The organism is Streptomyces durhamensis (assembly GCF_000725475.1).
Lineage (GTDB): Bacteria > Actinomycetota > Actinomycetes > Streptomycetales > Streptomycetaceae > Streptomyces > Streptomyces filipinensis.
Window position 1 is genome coordinate 117,198 of the sequence record NZ_JNXR01000016.1, and the last position, 18,935, is coordinate 136,132.

Consider the following 18,935-nt stretch of genomic DNA (forward strand, 5'->3'; position numbering starts at 1 on the left):
GGGACGGACGCGCCCGAGCAGCCCCGGAACAGCGGCAACCGGCCGCCGCCCGGACAGATGCCGGATGATACGTGTAAACCATAACGATCTCGGCCCAGCTCTTGTATCCTCACCGATCCGGCCTAGCCTCCGGCCATGGCATTTCTTTCAAGTCGCCGCAGAAGGGCCCGCCTCGCTCCGGAGCTCGACGACCAGGAGCTGGGCAAGCTGCTGAAGTCTCTCGTGGCGACCACCAGGACCGGCACCTTCGGCACCACCGAGCTGTGTGTGGCGCAGATGTCCCGGCTCCTGGAGCAGGACCCCGGCGACTGGGACCGCCGGACGCACCGCATCGACGTCCTCGCGGGATACCTCGCCGGGTCCCAGCTGCCGCGCTCCTGGGTCACCCGTGAGCCCCGCAGCGCGAACGCACTCGTCCTGCACGCCTGGACCCAGGTGGCGCGGGGCCGCACCGAGGGGCGCCTGGAAGACCCCGCCGGCACCGTCGAGACATGTCTTCGGGCTGCCGAGCTCGCCCCGGACGACCCCGCTCCCTGGGTGGCCCTCCTCGCGGTGGCCCGTCTGGAGCGCCGGGAGCAGTCCCAGGTCTTCGGGGTGTGGAACGAGGTGCTCGCACGCGACCGCTGGAACCGCGAGGCCTATCTGAGCATGCTGGCCTACCTCAGCCCGGAGGAGGCGGGCTCGCGCATCCAGGTCCTCGAGTTCGTGGACACCCTGGGTGCACGCATGCCCGCCAACGCACCGTGCGTCGCGACAGAACTCACCGCCCAGGTCATGCAATACCACGCCATCCTCCACCGCGGCGGGTTCGAGGCACTGGTCGCGCGCAACCACTGGTCCCAGGCGATGGCCGCGCAGGCCCTCGACCGTGTGGCGCACACATGGGCCCAGCCCGGGTTCCTCCGTCACGCCAAGGCGGTCGCCGACCTCAACCTCCTCGCCTACGCGCTGATGGCCGCGGACCGGCGCGCCGAGGCACGGCCCGTCTTCGAGGTGGTCGGCGGCCTCGTCACCCCCTGGCCCTGGCAGACCGGCGGCGATCCGGTGGCAGAGTTCGACCAGACACGACAGAAGGTGAGCCCCGGCATGTGAGCCGTGGCAGCGGCGGCCTGATCTGACGCTGCGTCAGCCTTTCTCCGGTGCCAGGCGGCGACGCCCGCTCGACGTCGAGCGGCGCGGCGCGCCGGATCGGCCCCGTCCCACGGCTCGGCGACACCGTTCGGTGCCGGGCGAGACCGTTCCCGAGCGGGCCGGGGGCTCGGGCACCGCCGCGGCGCTCAGGCGCGGTCAGGACGGGGAGACGGGGCCACGGTTCACTCGGCGGGTTCGGGCTGGGGCTCCTCCGCGCTCGCCGTGGCCGGCTCCGAGCCGGCGGGAAGGGTGTAGAACACGGACGAGCCCTGCTTGGTGCGCTGGGCGTTGTTGCGGGCCACGAGGTTCTCCAGCGTGGTGCGGATGACCTTGGTCTGGATCGCCCGGTCGGGATGTGCCTTCTCGAGCGCCTCGGCGACCTCCGCCGCGGAGCGGGGCTCCTGCTGGTCCGCGAGATGGCGGCGGACGAGCTCGACGAGAGTGGGCTGTGCCGTCGGGGCCGCCGCCGCCTTCTTCGCCGCGGGCTTCGCGGCCACGGGCTTCTTGGCGGACCGCTTCCTTGGCTCGGACTGCTCCGTGGCCGCCTTCTTCGGCGTCCGGCGTGTGCCGGCGGTGGCCGTGGTCTTCGTCCGCGGGCCGGGCACCACGGCACTGTCGGTGGTGGCGGGTGCGGCCACCGAGGTCACGCCGAGCGCCTGCTGCATGCTCGTCAGAATGGTGTGATCATGCTGCAGGGCGGTCAACTGCTCCTGCAGCGCCACGATTTCGGCGGTGATGCGCTCCTGTTCCTTGACGTTGTGCTCGAGGTCGTTGGTCACCTGGCTGACGTACTGCGAGGTCAACTCGGTGACGGGTGTGGTGGGCTCAGGCATCTGTCGCTCCGATCGTGAGTGTGGTGCGCTCCTTTGCCTCCGGTTGCGGCAAGCGGGGAGCGGGAGTTGTGCTGCGGCTTCCCGGCAGAGCGGGGTTTCCTGTGGGGGTGTCCCGACACTTGGATGATACGGGTGGCCCGACCTGTTTCTACTGAGTGAATCCTGTGCGTTGCGCCGGCATACGGCATCCACCCTTGAGGATGCCGAAGGCCGGCGCGTCCGGCCAGGGCGGATGCACGAGGCGGCGGATTCCCTGATGACGCACACCATCGGGTGACACGGCGGCGGTGAACTCCCCTGACGTGTCCGGCCTGTCATGTGGTCGCGGACGGTACACCCGTGGTGTGTCCGCCCGGTGGCGCGGCGGCGGACGCGCCCGGGCGGGCCGGGCGGGTGCGTCAGGGCCGTCGGCCCGAAACCGCCTCCGACCGGCGGCCGCCGGGCCATCCCGCCCTTCTCCCCGCGTCGTTGGCCGCGGTCCGCAGGCGCCACAGGGCGGCCGCATGCGCCGCCCCCTGCGCGCCAGCATCTCGATCAGGGCGGACTGGGAGATACGTCCCGCGAAGGCTGCGGACGTCGAGCCGGTGGCCGAGCTGCGGGCCGTGGTGATGAGAGCGGACCTGGAGCGTCTCGGCCGGTACGACGAGCACCGGGTACGGCAGCGGCTGCGGGACGGGTTCGCGCCGGACCACACCCAGGTGATCGAGGTGGGCGGTGTGCTGGCCGGATGTGTGGCGCTGCGGCCGGCGCCGGACGGTCACTGGCTGGAGCACTTCTACCTCGACCCGACCCTGCAGAGCAGGGGCATCGGATCGGCCGTGCTGCGGATGGTGGCGGAGCGGGGCGACCGGGAGGACAGCCGGATCCGGTTGAACGTGCTCCAGGGGAGCAGGGCCCGCCGGCTGTACGAGCGCCACGGCTTCACCGTGGAGAGCGAGGACCCGGTGGACGTGTTCATGGTCCGTGAACCGGTCCCCGCGCCCACCGACACCCCGTGATGAGGGCACCCGCTCCCGGGATCCGACCCCGGACCCCTGTTCGCACCGCGGGACGCCGACACCGCCGCGAACATCCCGGTCGTGGCCCGGAGTTGCGGCAGCCGACGTGTCCACGCGCCGCCGCGCCACGGCCGGACACCCGGCGCGGCCGGATCAGGCCAGCCCCTGCCGCCGCCTCGGAGCAGTGGGCCGACCGTCGGCTCAGGAAGAGGCGCGGGACAGGCCCTGGAGGACGTCCACGGCCTGCCCGGCCTGTTCGTAGGGCACGAAGAGGTGGTCGTGGTGGAAGCCGGCGACCACGTTGCAGCTCAGGCCCGCGTCGGCGAGCGCCCGGGAGACGGCCGCCGTCAGACCGACCGCGGCCAGCGCGGAGTGCACCCGCAAGGTGATCCATCCGGCCACGTAGTCGTACGCCATTCCCGCCGCGTCCGCCTCCGCCTGCGGCACGACGAGGGTCAGACCCTCCTGCTCGGCGACCATCACCACGGGACTGACACCGGACGGCACCCCTCCCTCGGCCATGGTGAAGACATAGCGGCCCGGATTCAGCTCCGGACGCATGCCGCTGAGCAGTGTCTGCAGATCAGTCTCACCGGTCACCGGCCCAGCCTACGCGGCGACCGGCCGCGCGCCGGGCAGGCGGGCAGTGACGGACCTCCGCGTGGCCCGGCGGTACACGGTCGGCCGCCCGGCCGCGTCATGTGTGTGCGGGTGTGCCGGCCGTCGTGCCGTCGCTGACGTGCAGGACCGCGTCCACCGCGCCCAGTGTCGCCCGGTCGAGCGGGAAGTAGCCCTGCCTCGGGTGTGTGTCCGTCCGGGTGCGCGCGGCCGGGTCCGCGGTTGCCGGTTGTTCGAGGCGCCAGGTGCTGGTGCGGCTCTGCAGGAGGCCCTCATGGGTGTCCGGGGCGGGTTCCCGAAGCCCCAGAGCCTCGCTGCGGCCCAGGCTGCCGGCGACGCACACGTACCGTTCGCCCAGCAGCGAGGCCACGATGGCGCCGGCACCGGACCACCGGGCGGCCAGGTCGCCCAGGCTCCAGACGCTGGAGTTTCGCTGCAGGTGGAGGTTGTGCGCGAAGACCAGGGTCGGGCCCCGCCGCTCCTCTATGGCCCGGATGTCCAGGAGGTTCCGGGCCATGAGCGCGTCACGGGTGGCGGCCAGGCCGGCTATCCGCGGACTCGGTTCCAGGGGCTGCGCCGACTGCTTGTGGTAGCGCAGCAGGTCGAGGCCGGCGGTGAGGTGTGTCCTGGCCCTCGTCCACGCGGCGCGGGAGGTCGCCGCGATCAGTTCGGGGGCGCGGCCGTAGAGCGAGACGAGCATGTCATCGGCGATCGACCGCAGTCGCTCGGCCTCGGCGGTGGCACCGGGCGACATGGTGTGGTCCAGGACCGCCTCGGGTCGGCTCCACCGTGTGTCGTCGCCGGTGAGTTCCGCCAGATCGAGGTCGAGTCCCAGGTAGTCGCGGGCGTGTTCCAGACAGGTCCGTGGGCTGGGTGCGGTGGTGGTCTCCAGCGGCGCGTCGAAGCCGTGGAAGGCCAGACGTTCTGCGGGCGGCCGGTTCCGGTTGTGCTCGCGCATCCAGCTGACGAGCCGCCGGTTGGCGTCCTGGTCGCCGAAGCCGTGGGAGAAGCCGTCGCGCATGAGCGCGTCGAGGTTCCCCGTTCCCTCCTGGACGTAGTCGTTCACGGCGAGGGCCGCCACGCGATCGGTCTCCAGGGCGATCGACCGGAAGCCGTGGCAGGCCAGCTGGGCGAACAGCTCGTTGCGGACCCGCCCGAAGGCCGGTTCCTGGTGTGTGGGCTCCCCGAGCGCCAAGAGGTCGCATGAGGGGGTCACGAAGTCGCGGATGTCCTGACTCATGGACCTCAATCGTATCTTTGAAAGACCGGTTGAGACTTTGCGGAACCACTGCCCGCACCTCGCGCTGTGTCGAGGTGCGGACTGGGATAAAGTCTCAACCGGTGAGCACCCTGCGACCGACCGACCTCGCGCGCGAGCACGGCATCTCGACGCAGGCGGTGCGCAACTACGAGCGGCACGGATGCATCCCGCCCGCCGAGCGCACCGCCAGCGGCTACCGGATCTACACCGAGCTGCACGCGGCAGCGCTCCGTGCCTACCTCGCGCTCGTCCCGGCGTACGGATACGCCGCCGCCGGCCAGATCATGAACGCCGTCCACCGGGACGCACTCGACGAGGCCCTGGCGATCGTCGACCGCGGCCACGCTCAGCTGCTCCGGGACCGGGACACCCTCGACGCCGTGCGCACGGCGGTACGCGACCTGACAGCAAAGTCTCCGGCAGCCCCGGCCCCCGCACCGGACCCCGGAACCCGCACCGTCGGCGAACTCGCGCACCAACTCGACGTCACCCCGGCGACCTTGCGCAACTGGGAGAGCGCCGGCATCCTCACGCCCGCCCGGGACCCGGCCACCGGATACCGTGTCTTCCGCGCCGACGACATCCGCGACGCCGAACTGGCGCACCTCCTGCGGCGCGGGGGCTATCCGCTCGACCACATCGCGACCGTGGTCCAGCAGATCCGCTCGGCCGGCGGCACGCAGGCACTGGCCGCCTCCCTGGACACCTGGCAGCGCAAACTCACCGCCCAGGGCCTGGCCATGCTGCACTCCGCCACGCGTCTCAGCGCCTACCTCGGCAGCGAGAACCACACACTCCCTGCGGGCCGTTCATGACGCGTCGAGCGGACCGGGGCGCCGCCGGCGGACCGGCATGGGCCGCGTCACGGCTCGGCGCGGCCGACGGACGCCGCCCCGAAAGGCGCCGACCGCTACCCTGCGGTGGATGAGAGTCGGTACCGAACAGACCCGGCTGGTGGTGCTGCGGGGCAACAGCGCCTCGGGCAAGTCGTCCGTCGCGGCCGGCATCCGCGCCCGGTTCGGCCGTGGGCTCGCCCTGGTGGAGCAGGACAACCTGCGCCGTGTCGTGCTGCGCGAGCGGGACCGGCCGGATGCGGCGAACATCGGTCTGATCGACACCGTCGCCCGTTACGCCCTGGACGCCGGCTACCACGTGGTCGTGGAGGGCATCCTGTACGCCGACCACTATGGCGCCATGCTCGCGCGGCTGCGCGCCGACCACCGGGGGCCGACCCACGGCTACTACCTCCACGTGCCGTTCGACGAGACCCTCGCCCGCCACGCGACCAAGCCGATCGCCGGCGAGGTGAGTGAGGCCGACCTGCGGGACTGGTACCGCCACCGTGACCTGCTGCCCGGCGGAGCGGAGACGGTCGTCGGCGCCGGCAGCTCCTTGGCGGAGACGGTGGAGCACATCATGCGCGACACCGGACTGGCCGGACTGCCGCCCCTGGACCTCTGACTCCGAAACCGCCCGTGCGGCCGGGCCGTCGACGAGGACGAGGGCCGGACCGCCCGCGAGTTCAGCCGTGGCGCTCCCTCGCCCGTCCTGCCGGCGGCCCGGCCGGGGCCCGAGTCTCCGGAGCCTCCAGCCGGGCGTCCCCGTCCGCTCAGACGCCGGAGGCAGGCGTCCGGAAGTAGTGCCCCTTGCCGAGATCTTCGAGAAGAGCCGGGTGTGCCGGCTCCCAAGCCAGCAGGTCGCGGGTCAGGGTGCTCGACACCGGCGCGTCGAGTCCGAGGAAGCCCGCCAGCCAGCCGAAGTGCTCGGCCGCGGCCTCGGGGGCCACGGAGACCACCGGCACGTCGAGGTGCCGGCCGATCACCTCGGCGACGTCACGGATCGCGACGCCCTCCTCCGCGGCACCGTGCAGCACCGATCCGGCCGGGGCCCGTTCCACCGCCAGGCGGAACAGGTGTGCGGCGTCGAGGCGGTGGACGGCCGGCCAGCGGTTGGCACCGTCGCCGATGTAGCCGGAGACGCCCTTCGCGCGGGCGAGGGCGACCAGCATGGCCATGAAGCCGTTGTCCCCCTCGCCGTGACAGGTCGGTGAGAGCCGTATCACGGACGAGCGGATGCCACGCGCGGCGAAACCGAGCACCTCCTGCGCGGTGACCGCCCGGATCGAGACCGGGGATCCGTCGGACGTGGGCATGTCCCGTTCGGTCGCCACCCGTCCGGGCGTCAGGCCCGCCACGCCGGAGGCGAGGACGAACGGCCGGTCGGTGCCGGCGAGCGCCTCGCCGAAGGCGTCGACGGCGCGGCGGTCCGCCTCGGCGGCGCCCCGGAAGTCACCGCTGAAGGCGATGTCGTGCTTGAAGGCGAGATGGATCACCCCGTCCGACGCGGCGGCCGCGTCCCGCAGTACGTCGACGTCGTCGACGGTGCCGCGGACGACCTCTGCGCCCGCCGTGCCGAGCGCGGTGGCGGAGGCGTCGGAGCGGGCGAGCCCGAGGACCTGGTGCCCCGTCTCGATGAGTTCGGGTACGACGGCGGATCCGATCCAGCCGGACGCGCCGGTGACGAAGATGCGCATGGGAGAGCCCCCACCAGTTGATGTCAGTGACTGTCATAGACGCTACACCTGATGTCAGTGTCTGTCATCACGTAAGATCTCCGCATGGGGAGATGGGAGCCGGACGCGCGCGGACGCCTGGCGACGGCCGCACTGGCGCTCTACGCCGAGCGCGGGTACGAGCAGACCACCGTGGCGGAGATCGCCAGGAGTGCCGGGCTCACGGAGCGGACCTTCTTCCGGCACTACGCCGACAAGCGCGAGGTGTTGTTCGCCGGCGCCGGTGAGCTGGAGGACCTGTTCGTGCGGGCGGTCGCCGGCGCCCCCGCGTCGGCGGCGCCGCTCGCCGCGCTGACGGTCGGTCTGGACGCCGTCGCGGAGATGTTCGCCGACCGGCGTGAGTTCGCACGCCGACGGCACGCGGTGATCACGGCGAACGCGGAGCTCCAGGAGCGCGAGCTGATCAAGCTCGCGTCACTGGCGGCCGCGCTGGCCGGCGCCCTGCGCGGCCGCGGCGTCGCGGAGCCGGCCGCGAGCCTGGCCGCAGAGACGGCGGTCGCCGTCTTCAAGATCGCTTTCGAACGCTGGATCGCACCGGCCGAGGAAGCCTCGATGCAGCAGCTGATCCGGGAGTCGCTGACCGAACTCAAGGCCGTGGCCTCGGGCGGCGCGTAGCCGTGCCGCGGCCGTCACGACGGCTGTGACCGCCTGACGTTCAGATAACGATCTACCGACGACGGGCACGCGCTTTCATGGAATCTACATACGATCCTGCGCATGAACAGAGCTGTGAAGATCGGCATCGCCGGTACATCCACCGCGCTGCTCGTCCTCGGGGGAATCGGTACCTACAACATCGTGCACGGCTTGGTCTCCGGTTCAGCCGGTGACGACACCTCGCAGGCAGCACGCGGTTTCGACCCCTCGGCGGTGTCGAGTACGCCCCCCTCGGGTGCCGAGGCGAAGAAGCTGACCCGCGCGTTCCTGGACACCTGGTCCCAGCAGCACCTCGACGGTGCGGCGAGCGACACCGACGTGCCGGACGCCGCCTCGCAGGCACTGCGCGACTACGCCCGCGGCCTGCACCTGGAGAAGCTGTCGTTCGACCACATCCTCGACGCGGGGCCGTCGTCGGTGACGCAGGGGGCCACCAAGGTCACCTTCGACGTCACCGCCCGGGTCGCGGGCGGCACCTGGAGCTACCAGAGCGCGGTGGCGGTGCGGAAGAGCACGAACGGTCAGCTGGCGGTCCACTGGAACAACTCGGTGCTGTACCCGGGCCTCGGCGACGGCCAGTCGCTGACCGCGGGCAAGCTGCCGCCCGGCTCGGCCGGCGCCAAGGTCGTCGCGAGCGACGGCAGGACCGACCTGTCGCGTTTCGCGTCGCTGCGGGACATCGCGGCGACGATCGGCAAGAACGCGAAGGCCACCGGCGGCAGTCCCGGAACGGGCGTGGCCGTGGTCGACGGCGACGGCGCGGGCGTGGAGACGCTGAAGGTCTTCTCCAAGGGCCGGCCGGCGACCGTCAGGACCACCATCGACGCCGGCCTCCAGTCAGCGGCCGAGCGCGCCGTCAAGGACACCCACCTCCAGCGGAAGCCCGCCGGGACCGTGGCGCTGGACTGGCGCAACGGCCACATCCTCGCGATCGCGCACACGGGCGACGACGGCGACATCGCCATCAACGGCATCAAGTCCCCCGGCTCCACGATGAAGATCGTCACCGCGGCGGCCCTCTTCGACCGGGCGGGACTCACGCCGAGCAGCCCGGCGCCGTGCACCGACTCCCTGACGGCCAACAGCCAGCTGTTCCACAACGACTCCGGAGTCCGGCCCAACCCCGGCTCCTCCCTCGCCCAGGCGTTCACGGTGTCCTGCAACACCTCCTTCATCAAGGACGGCTTCCACTACCTCGTGCACGACGGCGACGCCTCCGCTCTGCACGACGAGGCCGTGAACGTGTTCGGCCTGGGCAGCTGGTCCATCGGCGGCGGGGTCGCCACCACCGATCCGAGCATTCCGGCGGACGTCGAGGGCGGCGACCAGGCGGCCCAGTTCATCGGCCAGGGCAAGGTCACCGCCACGCCCCTGGTCATGGCGTCCGTGGCGGCCACCGTCCGCAACGCCGGCTTCGAACAGCCGGTCATCCTGCCGGGCCAGCACCAGGAAACCGCGCCCCGGCCCCTGTCCGCCCGGACGGCCGGCTATCTGCAGTCGATGATGCGCGGCGTGGCCACCAGCGGTACGGCCGCTCCGCGACTGGGCGGACTGGCGGGGGTCGGCGCCAAGACCGGCACGGCGGAGGAGGGGGACCACACCAACGGCTGGCTCACCGCCTACAACTCCCGCATCTCGGTCGCGGCACTGGTCGAAGGCGGCAGCTCCGGCGTGGACTCGGCCGGATACGTGGTCCGGCGGCTGCTGACCGGCAGCTGAACTCAACTCCCTCGCGGGAGGCGCAACTTGCTCCTGTCCGGACGCCGAGAGCTGGGCGACGGCGACGGTGGCGTCGTAGGCGCTCGGTGCCGCGCCGTCTCGCTCAGTCGGTGACGAGGGCGAGGGTGAAGCCGTCGTAGCCCTTGGAGCCGACCGTCTGGAGCGTGGTGGCGGTCAACCGGGGGTGCTCGGCGATGAGTTCGGTGAACCGGCGGACACCCTGCACGCGGGGGTCGTCGCTGGCCGCGTCGGTGACGGCGCCGTCGCGGACGACGTTGTCGCCGACGATGACACTGCCGGGCCGGGTCAGCTTCAGCGCCCATTGCAGGTACTCGGGGTTGGCGGGCTTGTCGGCGTCGATGAAGACCAGGTCGAACGGGCCGGCTTCCTCGGCTTCGAGCACGGGCAGCGAGTCCTGGGCCTTGCCGACACGGATGTCGACGAGGTGATCCAGTCCGGCGCGGGCGATGTTGGCGGCGGCGACGGGGGCGTAGTCCGGATCGCTCTCCAGCGTGACCAGACGGCCGTCCTCCGGCAGGGCACGAGCGAGCCAGATGGTGCTGTAGCCGCCGAGGGTGCCGATCTCCAGGATCCGGCGAGCGCCCCGGAGCCGGGCGAGCAGGTGCAGCAACTTGCCCTGGTTGGGAGCCACCTGTATCGCCGGGAGCCCGGCGGCGTCGCTGTTCTCGGCGGCCGCCAGCAGGGCGTCGTCCTCCTTCACGAGCAGGTCGTTGAAGTAGTCGTCGACGGCGGTCCACGTCTGCTGAGACACGGTAGGTTCCCTTTCGATACTCACTAAGTTCCGAAAGGGAACGTACTAGAGTGGTGCGGCAGCCTGTCAATGGCTTTGCCGAACGGAAGCGGTTGCCAAAGCGGTTGAGGTGCAGGCCCGGGGTGGGGGAGAGTCCGGGGTCATGGAGTTCTTCTGCTACCACCGTGACCGGTCCGGCTCCCGGCCCCTGCGCGACGCACTGTTGGAGGAACACTGGGCCTACATGGACCAGTACGGCGAGGAGATGATCGCCCGCGGCCCGACCCTTGCCGCCGACGCGCAGACGCCCACCGGCAGCGTGCACATCGTCGACCTGCCGGACTCCGCTGCCGCCAGGGCCTTCGCCTTCGACGAGCCCAACCACCGGGCAGGGGTGTACCGGGATGTCCTGCTGCGCCGTTGGCGCAACACCCTGGGGCGCACCATGTGGGACTTCCCGGGCGGCCGGACCGCGGGGAACCGCTTCCTGGTGCTCGGCCTCGGCGTCGAAGAGGCGGGCGGCGCCGGCCACGACGTGCCGCCGCCGCGGCGGGACGAGCTGATCGCGTACGGACCGCTGCTGTCCGACGACGGCACCGCCTGGCTCGGCGCGGCCGCCCTGCTCCGGGCGCCGGAGCCGGACGCGGCACGAGCCGTCCTGGCTCCGGGGCGGTATGCGCACGTCGAGGTCCACGCGTGGACGTTCGGCGGCCGGCGGTCATGAACGGGCCGGGGCGGGGAAGCCGCCGGGCCGAGCGGCACCCTCAGGGTCGCGCTCGGGTGAAGTGCGTGACCGGGCGTTCGAGGCGTTCGCCGTCCACCGTGATGTCGACCGCCTCGTTGTAGAAGGCGAGCAGTCCCCTGATCGCGGTCACCGCGGGCAGCGGCTCCGGGTAGCTCCACACGACGTCGGGCGGGACGTCCGCCGCGCCGTGGGCGGTGCGCCAGGACCAGTACTCGGCGGTGCCCTTGTAGGGGCAGCCGGTGCGGTGGCCGGTGGGCTGGAACAGGTCGAGGCGGACGTCCTCGCGCGGGAGGTAGTAGCGGGTGGGCAGGCCGGTCTCGAAGAGGAGGACCGGCCGGCGGGTGTCGGCGACCACCCGCCCGCCGATCTCGACGACGACGTGCCGGCTGCTGGGGATCGCGTCGACGCGTTTGTGCGGGTCGCGAGGGTGGATGAAGATCTCCTCCTCCTCTTCGTACCAGCGGTCGAGGCCCCTGCCCGTGCGCCGGAACCACTCGAAGGCGATGTGGCCGGCCAGGTCCTCCGAGGGAAACGTCCAGGCCGCGTTCTCCAGCAGCTCGCCGTCCAGCAGGAGGTCGTAGAAGAGCGTCGATCCGGTGTGGGTCCCGGTCGGCGGGTTCTTCGCCGGGCGCAGCAGGTCCTCGCGCACGTCTGCGCGCGGGAATGCGTACAGCGGCACCGGGACGCCGGGCTCCCACACGAGGAGCGGACGGCGGCTGTCGACGACGGTGACCTCGCCCGTCCGGCCGCGCACCCAGCGCTCGCTGGGCTCCCAGAGGAGGCCCTCCGGAGTGGTGTGCGACGGCCGGGCGGTGCTGTGGGTGGTCATGGCCGGACCTCCTTCTCCCTCGTCGTGGGGCGGCTCCATGCTGGCGCAGCGGCGGGCCGCGTGCCAGGCAGGCCGTCGCACCCGAAAGGGACCGCGGTGAACCCGCACTATGCATGGGCATACGGAATGATGCATACTCTTCCTATGTCCAAGGTCCTCACTTCCCTTCCGGTCGGCGAGCGCGTCGGTATCGCGTTCTCCGGCGGCCTCGACACGTCGGTCGCCGTCGCGTGGATGCGCGACAAGGGCGCCGTCCCGTGCACCTACACCGCCGACATCGGCCAGTACGACGAGCCCGACATCGCCTCGGTGCCCGGCCGTGCGACCACCTACGGTGCCGAGCTCGCGCGCCTGGTCGACTGCCGCGCCGCCCTGGTCGAGGAGGGGCTGGCCGCACTCGCCTGCGGCGCGTTCCACATCCGCTCCGGCGGGCGCGCCTACTTCAACACCACGCCCCTCGGCCGCGCCGTCACCGGCACCCTCCTGGTCCGGGCCATGCTCGAGGACGACGTGCAGATCTGGGGCGACGGCTCCACCTTCAAGGGCAACGACATCGAGCGGTTCTACCGCTACGGCCTGCTCGCCAACCCCCACCTGCGCATCTACAAGCCGTGGCTGGACTCCGACTTCGTCACCGAGCTGGGCGGCCGCAAGGAGATGTCGGAGTGGCTGCTCACGCACGGGCTGCCCTACCGCGACAGCACGGAGAAGGCGTACTCGACCGACGCCAACATCTGGGGCGCCACCCACGAGGCCAAGACCCTGGAACACCTGGACACCGGCATCGAGACGGTCGAGCCGATCATGGGCGTGCGGTTCTGGGACCCCTCGGTCGAGATCGCCCCGGAGGACGTGACGATCGGCTTCGACCAGGGCCGGCCGGTGACGATCAACGGCAAGGAGTTCGCCTCGCCGGTCGAGCTGGTCATGGAGGCCAACGCCATCGGCGGCCGGCACGGCCTCGGCATGTCCGACCAGATCGAGAACCGGATCATCGAGGCCAAGAGCCGCGGCATCTACGAGGCGCCCGGCATGGCGCTGCTGCACACGGCGTACGAGCGCCTGGTCAACGCGATCCACAACGAGGACACCCTCGCGCAGTACCACAACGAGGGCCGCAAGCTCGGCCGCCTCATGTACGAGGGCCGCTGGCTGGACCCGCAGGCGCTGATGATCCGGGAGTCGCTGCAGCGCTGGGTCGGCGCGGCGGTCACCGGCGAGGTGACGCTGCGGCTGCGCCGCGGTGAGGACTACTCGATCCTCGACACCACCGGCCCGGCGTTCAGCTACCACCCGGACAAGCTGTCCATGGAGCGCACCGAGGACTCCGCGTTCGGCCCGTCGGACCGGATCGGCCAGCTCACCATGCGCAACCTCGACATCGCCGACTCCCGCGCGCGACTCGAGCAGTACGCGGACCTCGGCATGGTCGGCACCGAGCACCCGGCCCTGATCGGCGCGGCCCAGGCCGCCTCCACGGGTCTGATCGGCGCGATGCCCCAGGGCGGCGCCGAGGCGATCGCCTCCCGGGGCGCGGTCTCGGAGGAGGACGCGGCCCTGGACCGCGCCGCGATGGAGTCCGGCACGGACTGACGCCACCGGGCGGGCCACCCGCCTCGGGCAGCGGGCCCCGACGGTCTCACACCGGCGGGGCCCGTCGTCGTACGCCGGGGAACGGCGCTGCCCGGTGTCCGTACGGCACGGCGAGTGGGGAAGGGGCGCTGCGGTCCGCGACGGTCTGTCCGGCATCGCCCACCCGTACCGCCACGGCAGGGGCGCCCGCGGCTCTCGTACGCTGTGTGACGTGCCGTCCCCCCGTCTGCAACACGTCGCCGTCCTGGTGCTCGAAGGCGCGAAGCCGCTCGATGTCGGGATCCCGGCGCAGGTGTTCACGACGCGGGCGAGCATGCCGTACGAGGTGCGGGTGTGCGGGGCGGTGCCCGGCCTGGTGACGGGCGGTGACGGGCTGTCCTACCACGTCGCCCACGGCCTGGAGGCCCTCGCGTGGGCGGACATCGTCTTCCTCCCCGGGTACCGGTTCCCGGACCGCGAGGACCCGCCGCGACCCGTCGTCGACGCCCTGCTCGCCGCCCACGCCCGGGGCACCCGGCTCGCCGCGATCTCGACGGGAGCCTTCGCGCTCGCGGCCACGGGCCTGCTCGACGGCAGGCGCGCGACGACGCACTGGCACTACGCACGGGCCCTCGCGGCGAAGCACCCGCTCGTCCGGGTCGACGAGAACGTGCTCTTCGTCGACGAGGGCAGTGTGCTGACATCGGCCGGCGCCGCCTCCGGCATCGATCTGTGCCTGCACGTCCTGCGCAAGGACCTCGGGGTCGCCGTGGCGAACCACGCGGCCCGGCGCCTGGTCGCCGCCCCCTACCGCAGCGGAGGACAGGCCCAGTACGTGCCGCGCAGTGTGCCCGAGCCGCTCGGCGAGCGGTTCGCCGCGACCCGCGAGTGGGCCCTGCACCGCCTCGCCGAGCCCCTCACCCTCACGGTGCTCGCCCGCCATGCCGCGGTCTCGCCGCGCACGCTCTCCCGGCGCTTCGTCGAGGACACCGGCTACACGCCGATGCAGTGGGTGATGCGCGCCCGCGTCGACCTGGCCCGGGAACTGCTCGAACGCTCGGAACGCGGCATCGAGCAGATCGCCACCGACGTCGGCCTCGGCACCGGCACCAATCTGCGGACCCACTTCCAGCGCATCCTCGGCACCACCCCCAGCGAGTACCGGCGCACCTTCACCCAGGGCGAGTAGCCGGGCGCTGGCGCGATCCTTGCGAACCATGGCGCTCACGACACGGTCATCCGCGCCGACGGCAGGCGACGCTGGTGGCGCACCGGAGACCATCAGCACACAGCAGAATCCAAGGGGCACCCCTCATGACTCGCATCGCCATCAACGGTTTCGGCCGTATCGGACGCAATGTGCTGCGCGCACTGCTCGAACGCGACAGCGACCTCGAGGTCGTCGCGGTGAACGACCTCACCGAGCCCGCCACCCTCGCGCGGCTCCTCGCCTACGACACGACGGCCGGCCGGCTCGGCCGCCCGGTGACCGTCGACGGTGACGCCCTCGTCGTCGACGGCCGTCGGATCACCGTCCTCGCCGAGCGCGACCCGGCGCGGCTGCCGTGGGCCGAACTCGGCGTGGACATCGCCCTCGAGGCGACCGGCCGCTTCACGTCGGCGAAGGCCGCCCGCGCGCACCTCGACGCGGGCGCGCGGAAGGTGCTCGTGAGCGCCCCGTCCGACGGCGCCGATGTCACCCTCGCGTACGGGGTCAACACCGACGCGTACGACCCGGCCCTGCACACGATCGTCTCGAACGCCTCCTGCACCACCAACGCGCTCGCGCCGCTGGCCGCCGTGCTGGACGAACTGGCCGGGATCGAGCACGGGTTCATGACCACGGTGCACGCCTATACACAGGAACAGAACCTCCAGGATGGTCCGCACCGGGACGCCCGCCGGGCCCGCGCCGCCGCCGTCAACATCGTGCCCACCACGACGGGCGCGGCGAAGGCGATCGGCCTGGTGCTGCCGAACCTCGACGGCAAGCTGTCGGGCGACTCGATCCGGGTGCCCGTTCCGGTGGGCTCGATCGTCGAACTCAACACGACCGTCGCACGCGACGTGACCCGCGAGGACGTGCTGGCCGCCTACCGCACCGCGGCACAGGGCGCGCTCGCCGGCGTCCTGGAGTACTCGGACGACCCGCTGGTCTCCGCCGACATCACGGGCAACCCGGCCTCCTCCGTCTTCGACTCCCTCCTCACCCGCGTCGACGGCCGTCACATCAAGGTGGTCGCCTGGTACGACAACGAATGGGGCTTCTCCCACCGTGTGATCGACACACTGGAACTCCTCGCCGCGCGCTGAGCGCAGACCTGGACCGGATGCCCGGGGGTGGTCCAGGAAACGCCGAGGTCAGCGGCGTGAAGTGGTGGCAACACCCTGCGGGGGCGTGGGGAAAGCCCCCCATCCGGTCCGGTGACTGGCTGGCTGTTCCGCTCGAACGGGCGTGCCGAGACTCGACGGCATGACGACATCCACTCATGCCTCGGTCGACGCCGGGGTGCCGGCCGTCCGTTCCCGCCGGTCCGGCCCCGCGGCGGGCAGCGACTTCGCCCGGCTGTCCCGGCGTATCGCAGAGGCGGGTCTGCTGAGGCGGCGCCCTGGCTACTACACGGCACGGCTCGGTCTGGTGACCGCGCTGACGGCGGCGGGCTGGGGGGCCTTCCTCACGCTCGGGGACACCTGGTGGCAGCTGGCGGTGGCCGCCTTCCTGGCGCTGATGTTCGGACAGATCGCCCTGGTCGCCCACGACCTGGCGCACCGGCAGGTGTTCCGGCGCGGCAGGCCGAGCGAGACATGGGGCCGGTTCTTCGGCAATCTCGGGATCGGCATGAGCTACGGCTGGTGGATGAACAAGCACACACGCCACCACGCCAACCCCAACCACGAGGAACTCGACCCGGACGTCGCCCCGGACATCCTCGTGTGGTCCACGGCCCAGGCCCGGGACAGCCGTGGTCTGGCCCGGCTCATCGGCGGCCACCAGGCGTGGCTGTTCTTCCCGCTGCTGACCCTGGAGGGCTTCAACCTGCATGTCGCCGGCGTGCGCGCGCTGCGCTCGCCGGGCATGAAGCACCGGCTGCTGGAAGGCGGCCTGCTCTTCCTGCACCTCGCCGCGTACGGGTCCGCGCTGTTCCTGGTGCTCCCGCCCGGCAAGGCGGTGGCGTTCCTCGCCGTGCACCAGTGCCTCTTCGGCGTCTACCTCGGCTGCACCTTCGCCCCGAACCACAAGGGCATGCCCACCTTCAGCGGTGACGAGCGCCCCGACTTCCTGCGCCGTCAGGTCCTCACCTCCCGCAACGTACGGGGTGGCTGGTTCACCGATGTGCTGCTCGGCGGGCTGAACCACCAGATCGAGCACCATCTGTTCCCGAGCATGCCCACCCCTCATCTGCGGCGGGCCCAGGGCATCGTGCGCGAGTACTGCGCGGAGATCGGCGTGCCGTACCACGAGACCGGCCTGTTCCGGTCCTACCGCGAGGCGCTCACGCACTTGCACCGGGTGGGGGAGCCGATCAGGCGGCAGCGCAAGGCATCCTGACGGGCTTCTCGCCCCCGCCGACGGCTCGTCGTCCGCCGCGGGGGCCTGTCTCAGCCCGCGAGCAGCATCGCGGCCTCTCGGCGCCGAGCAGCGCGAGATACGCCCACGCGTAGGCGCGCTCCGGGCCCTCACCCGGCGCCAACGAGGTCCGGCTGGCCGTCACCGCCGACGACGGACGGCTGCGTCCGAGTGTCGCCGACGACGGCCGGGGCGGTGCGACGGCCGTCGCGGGCTCTGGACTCACCGGACTGCTGGCCCGGATCCGCACCGTGGACGGCATCCTGTCCTGCGACAGCCCACCGGCAGGGCCTACGGTGGTCACCGTCGAACTGCCACTGTGAGGGGACGGGATGCGCGTCGTCATCGCCGAGCACGCACCCGACGTTGCCGTCATCGACATCCGTTTGCCGCCGACGCAGACCGACGAAGGGGTACGGGCTGCCCTACGGCTTCGCGCGGAACGTAGGAGAGTTCGTGGCCGCCCTTGAGCGTGTCGCGGCCGGCGGTACGGTGCTGGACCCCGAGGTGGTCTTCGCCGAACTCGGCCTGCCTCCGTCAGAGACGGGCCGCCACCGGCGCGTCCTGGCGGTTCTGCGGTACCTGGAGAGCACACGGGCAGCCTGAGATTTTGAAGCGAACGGAGTTCCGTGACACGCACCGCCCACCATCTTTCCCCTTCACACAGCCAGCGTGCACACGACTGTTCATCAGGAAATCCTTGGCGTTCCGTGGTTCTCTACGATCTCAGGTACAGCGCAGACAGCTTCACCGATGCGACACGAGCGTCCAGAAGGCCCCAACCTCGTATGGTCCGCCGCACGGTGGATGTCTACTCGTTCGCTCGCCACCAGCGGGACCGCTCCGTCGCCGAGTGGTCCGCGGTGGAGGAACGCCGGGCGCGACAGCGGCTACGAGCCCAAGTAGGGACTCTCCTGAGGCTGGTGAATTCCACCGCCAAGGAACTCGCACTCGATGCCGCGGACACGGTGGACATACCGCCGGAGCGTCATCGGCGTAGCTCGCTCTGGCTCGCGTAGCGGCCACTGCAGAACCACCCCACGCGGAACTCGCGCGCCGACTTGGCTGGTCTGCCACTGTGCTGACAGCACGGCGCGACAACCCGACGTTGTGGGCGCATGCCGGGACACCGGCCGCGAGCCCGTACCCGGCCCAGCGCACAGCTCACTGCAGGGCACCCGGGCCGCCGCTTCGGGAGCTGGCAGTGCCGGCTGGAGTGTGGTGCACGCGGCGCACGCCGCGCAGCAGGCCCCCGAGCGGGTCGCCTTCATACCGGTGCGCGATGCTGGTGGCACCGGACTCCGCTCGTACTGTCCACAACGCTCGCCGTACACCGCCGCTCACCCCTGGCGCGCCTCGGCTCTCTCCTGGAAGCCTGCCGAGCGGTGGGTGCGAGCGATCGCGAATCGTGAACGCTGCGTGCGCAAAGTGGCACTGGTTCCCGCACCCACGATCGAGTGGACTGGTGGTCGTACAAGCGCGGCAACGACATCCGCAACCGCGCCTGACAATCGACCGCGGAGATGACCATGCCCGTCGTTGCCGTCCAGCACGCGCCGCGCAGTATCGAGCTCAACGCGAACGGGTCACCCGCGTCACGGACACGTTCGTGGATGTCTACAAGATCCTCGCGAACACCGTCCAGGTGTGGATCAACGAGATCCCGGCCGAAAGCTGGGGC

At 71.5% G+C, this 18,935-nt stretch carries 18 protein-coding genes; 12 read left to right on the forward strand and 6 right to left on the reverse strand.

From position 1 onward, the window contains the following. The first annotated feature begins 135 nt into the window (after positions 1 to 135). Positions 136 to 1,092 carry a hypothetical protein gene (locus IO33_RS0124900; protein ID WP_031168758.1) on the forward strand — a complete coding sequence of 319 codons (957 nt, stop codon included), beginning with the start codon at positions 136 to 138 and terminating at the stop codon, positions 1,090 to 1,092. Between the two features lie 221 nt (positions 1,093 to 1,313). On the opposite strand, the gene IO33_RS0124905 is transcribed toward IO33_RS0124900, so the two are convergent. Then, positions 1,314 to 1,964 (reverse strand): hypothetical protein, encoded by a 651-nt coding sequence (locus tag IO33_RS0124905; protein ID WP_031168760.1) that lies wholly within the window; start codon positions 1,962 to 1,964, stop codon positions 1,314 to 1,316. Between the two features lie 503 nt (positions 1,965 to 2,467). Here IO33_RS0124905 and IO33_RS0124910 point away from each other — a divergent pair. Beyond that, the gene (locus IO33_RS0124910) at positions 2,468 to 2,962 is read left to right on the forward strand and encodes a GNAT family N-acetyltransferase (RefSeq protein WP_051926934.1); all 495 of its coding nucleotides are present in this window, start codon (positions 2,468 to 2,470) and stop codon (positions 2,960 to 2,962) included. A gap of 201 nt (positions 2,963 to 3,163) precedes the next feature. Here the strand turns inward: IO33_RS0124910 and IO33_RS0124915 are convergent, their stop codons facing one another. Together IO33_RS0124915 and IO33_RS0124920 are read right to left on the reverse strand one after the other, a co-directional pair. Beyond that, entirely contained in the window at positions 3,164 to 3,562 is a 399-nt protein-coding gene (locus IO33_RS0124915; RefSeq protein ID WP_031168763.1) for an ACT domain-containing protein, read from the reverse strand. A gap of 97 nt (positions 3,563 to 3,659) precedes the next feature. Continuing rightward, positions 3,660 to 4,820 carry an erythromycin esterase family protein gene (locus tag IO33_RS0124920; protein ID WP_031168765.1) on the reverse strand — a complete coding sequence of 387 codons (1,161 nt, stop codon included), beginning with the start codon at positions 4,818 to 4,820 and terminating at the stop codon, positions 3,660 to 3,662. A gap of 101 nt (positions 4,821 to 4,921) precedes the next feature. Between IO33_RS0124920 and IO33_RS0124925 the strand changes: the two genes are divergently transcribed. Then, positions 4,922 to 5,656 carry a TioE family transcriptional regulator gene (locus IO33_RS0124925; RefSeq protein ID WP_031168767.1) on the forward strand — a complete coding sequence of 245 codons (735 nt, stop codon included), beginning with the start codon at positions 4,922 to 4,924 and terminating at the stop codon, positions 5,654 to 5,656. Positions 5,657 to 5,765: 109 nt separating this feature from the next. Continuing rightward, positions 5,766 to 6,302 carry an AAA family ATPase gene (locus IO33_RS0124930; RefSeq protein WP_031168768.1) on the forward strand — a complete coding sequence of 179 codons (537 nt, stop codon included), beginning with the start codon at positions 5,766 to 5,768 and terminating at the stop codon, positions 6,300 to 6,302. 148 nt (positions 6,303 to 6,450) lie between these two features. On the opposite strand, the gene IO33_RS0124935 is transcribed toward IO33_RS0124930, so the two are convergent. After that, positions 6,451 to 7,374 carry an SDR family oxidoreductase gene (locus IO33_RS0124935; protein WP_031168770.1) on the reverse strand — a complete coding sequence of 308 codons (924 nt, stop codon included), beginning with the start codon at positions 7,372 to 7,374 and terminating at the stop codon, positions 6,451 to 6,453. 84 nt (positions 7,375 to 7,458) lie between these two features. On the opposite strand from IO33_RS0124935, the gene IO33_RS0124940 reads away from it, so the two are divergent. Further along, positions 7,459 to 8,028 carry a TetR/AcrR family transcriptional regulator gene (locus IO33_RS0124940; RefSeq protein WP_031168772.1) on the forward strand — a complete coding sequence of 190 codons (570 nt, stop codon included), beginning with the start codon at positions 7,459 to 7,461 and terminating at the stop codon, positions 8,026 to 8,028. A gap of 102 nt (positions 8,029 to 8,130) precedes the next feature. Beyond that, positions 8,131 to 9,789 (forward strand): penicillin-binding transpeptidase domain-containing protein, encoded by a 1,659-nt coding sequence (locus IO33_RS0124945; protein ID WP_031168774.1) that lies wholly within the window; start codon positions 8,131 to 8,133, stop codon positions 9,787 to 9,789. A gap of 103 nt (positions 9,790 to 9,892) precedes the next feature. On the opposite strand, the gene IO33_RS0124950 is transcribed toward IO33_RS0124945, so the two are convergent. After that, positions 9,893 to 10,561 (reverse strand): O-methyltransferase, encoded by a 669-nt coding sequence (locus tag IO33_RS0124950; RefSeq protein ID WP_031168776.1) that lies wholly within the window; start codon positions 10,559 to 10,561, stop codon positions 9,893 to 9,895. Positions 10,562 to 10,703: 142 nt separating this feature from the next. Here IO33_RS0124950 and IO33_RS0124955 point away from each other — a divergent pair, with 142 nt between their 5' ends. Beyond that, positions 10,704 to 11,264: a YciI family protein gene (locus IO33_RS0124955; RefSeq protein ID WP_031168778.1), complete on the forward strand. Its 561-nt coding sequence runs from the start codon at positions 10,704 to 10,706 to the stop codon at positions 11,262 to 11,264. A gap of 40 nt (positions 11,265 to 11,304) precedes the next feature. Here the strand turns inward: IO33_RS0124955 and IO33_RS0124960 are convergent, their stop codons facing one another. After that, complete coding sequence (locus IO33_RS0124960; protein ID WP_031168780.1) at positions 11,305 to 12,114, reverse strand: DUF427 domain-containing protein; 810 nt, start codon at positions 12,112 to 12,114, stop codon at positions 11,305 to 11,307. Between the two features lie 144 nt (positions 12,115 to 12,258). On the opposite strand from IO33_RS0124960, the gene argG reads away from it, so the two are divergent. From argG to IO33_RS54135, 5 genes are all read left to right on the forward strand, one after another. Continuing rightward, positions 12,259 to 13,707, forward strand: coding sequence for an argininosuccinate synthase (argG, locus tag IO33_RS0124965; RefSeq protein WP_031168782.1), 1,449 nt, complete (start codon positions 12,259 to 12,261; stop codon positions 13,705 to 13,707). 211 nt (positions 13,708 to 13,918) lie between these two features. Next, positions 13,919 to 14,875, forward strand: coding sequence for a GlxA family transcriptional regulator (locus IO33_RS0124970; protein WP_031168783.1), 957 nt, complete (start codon positions 13,919 to 13,921; stop codon positions 14,873 to 14,875). Positions 14,876 to 15,000: 125 nt separating this feature from the next. Further along, positions 15,001 to 15,999: a type I glyceraldehyde-3-phosphate dehydrogenase gene (gene gap / locus IO33_RS0124975; protein WP_031168785.1), complete on the forward strand. Its 999-nt coding sequence runs from the start codon at positions 15,001 to 15,003 to the stop codon at positions 15,997 to 15,999. Between the two features lie 160 nt (positions 16,000 to 16,159). Further along, a complete protein-coding gene (locus IO33_RS0124980; RefSeq protein ID WP_031168789.1) occupies positions 16,160 to 17,236 on the forward strand; it encodes a fatty acid desaturase family protein in 1,077 nt (358 codons plus the stop codon). Between the two features lie 474 nt (positions 17,237 to 17,710). After that, positions 17,711 to 17,860 carry a hypothetical protein gene (locus IO33_RS54135; RefSeq protein ID WP_425347975.1) on the forward strand — a complete coding sequence of 50 codons (150 nt, stop codon included), beginning with the start codon at positions 17,711 to 17,713 and terminating at the stop codon, positions 17,858 to 17,860. Positions 17,861 to 18,935 lie beyond the last annotated feature (1,075 nt).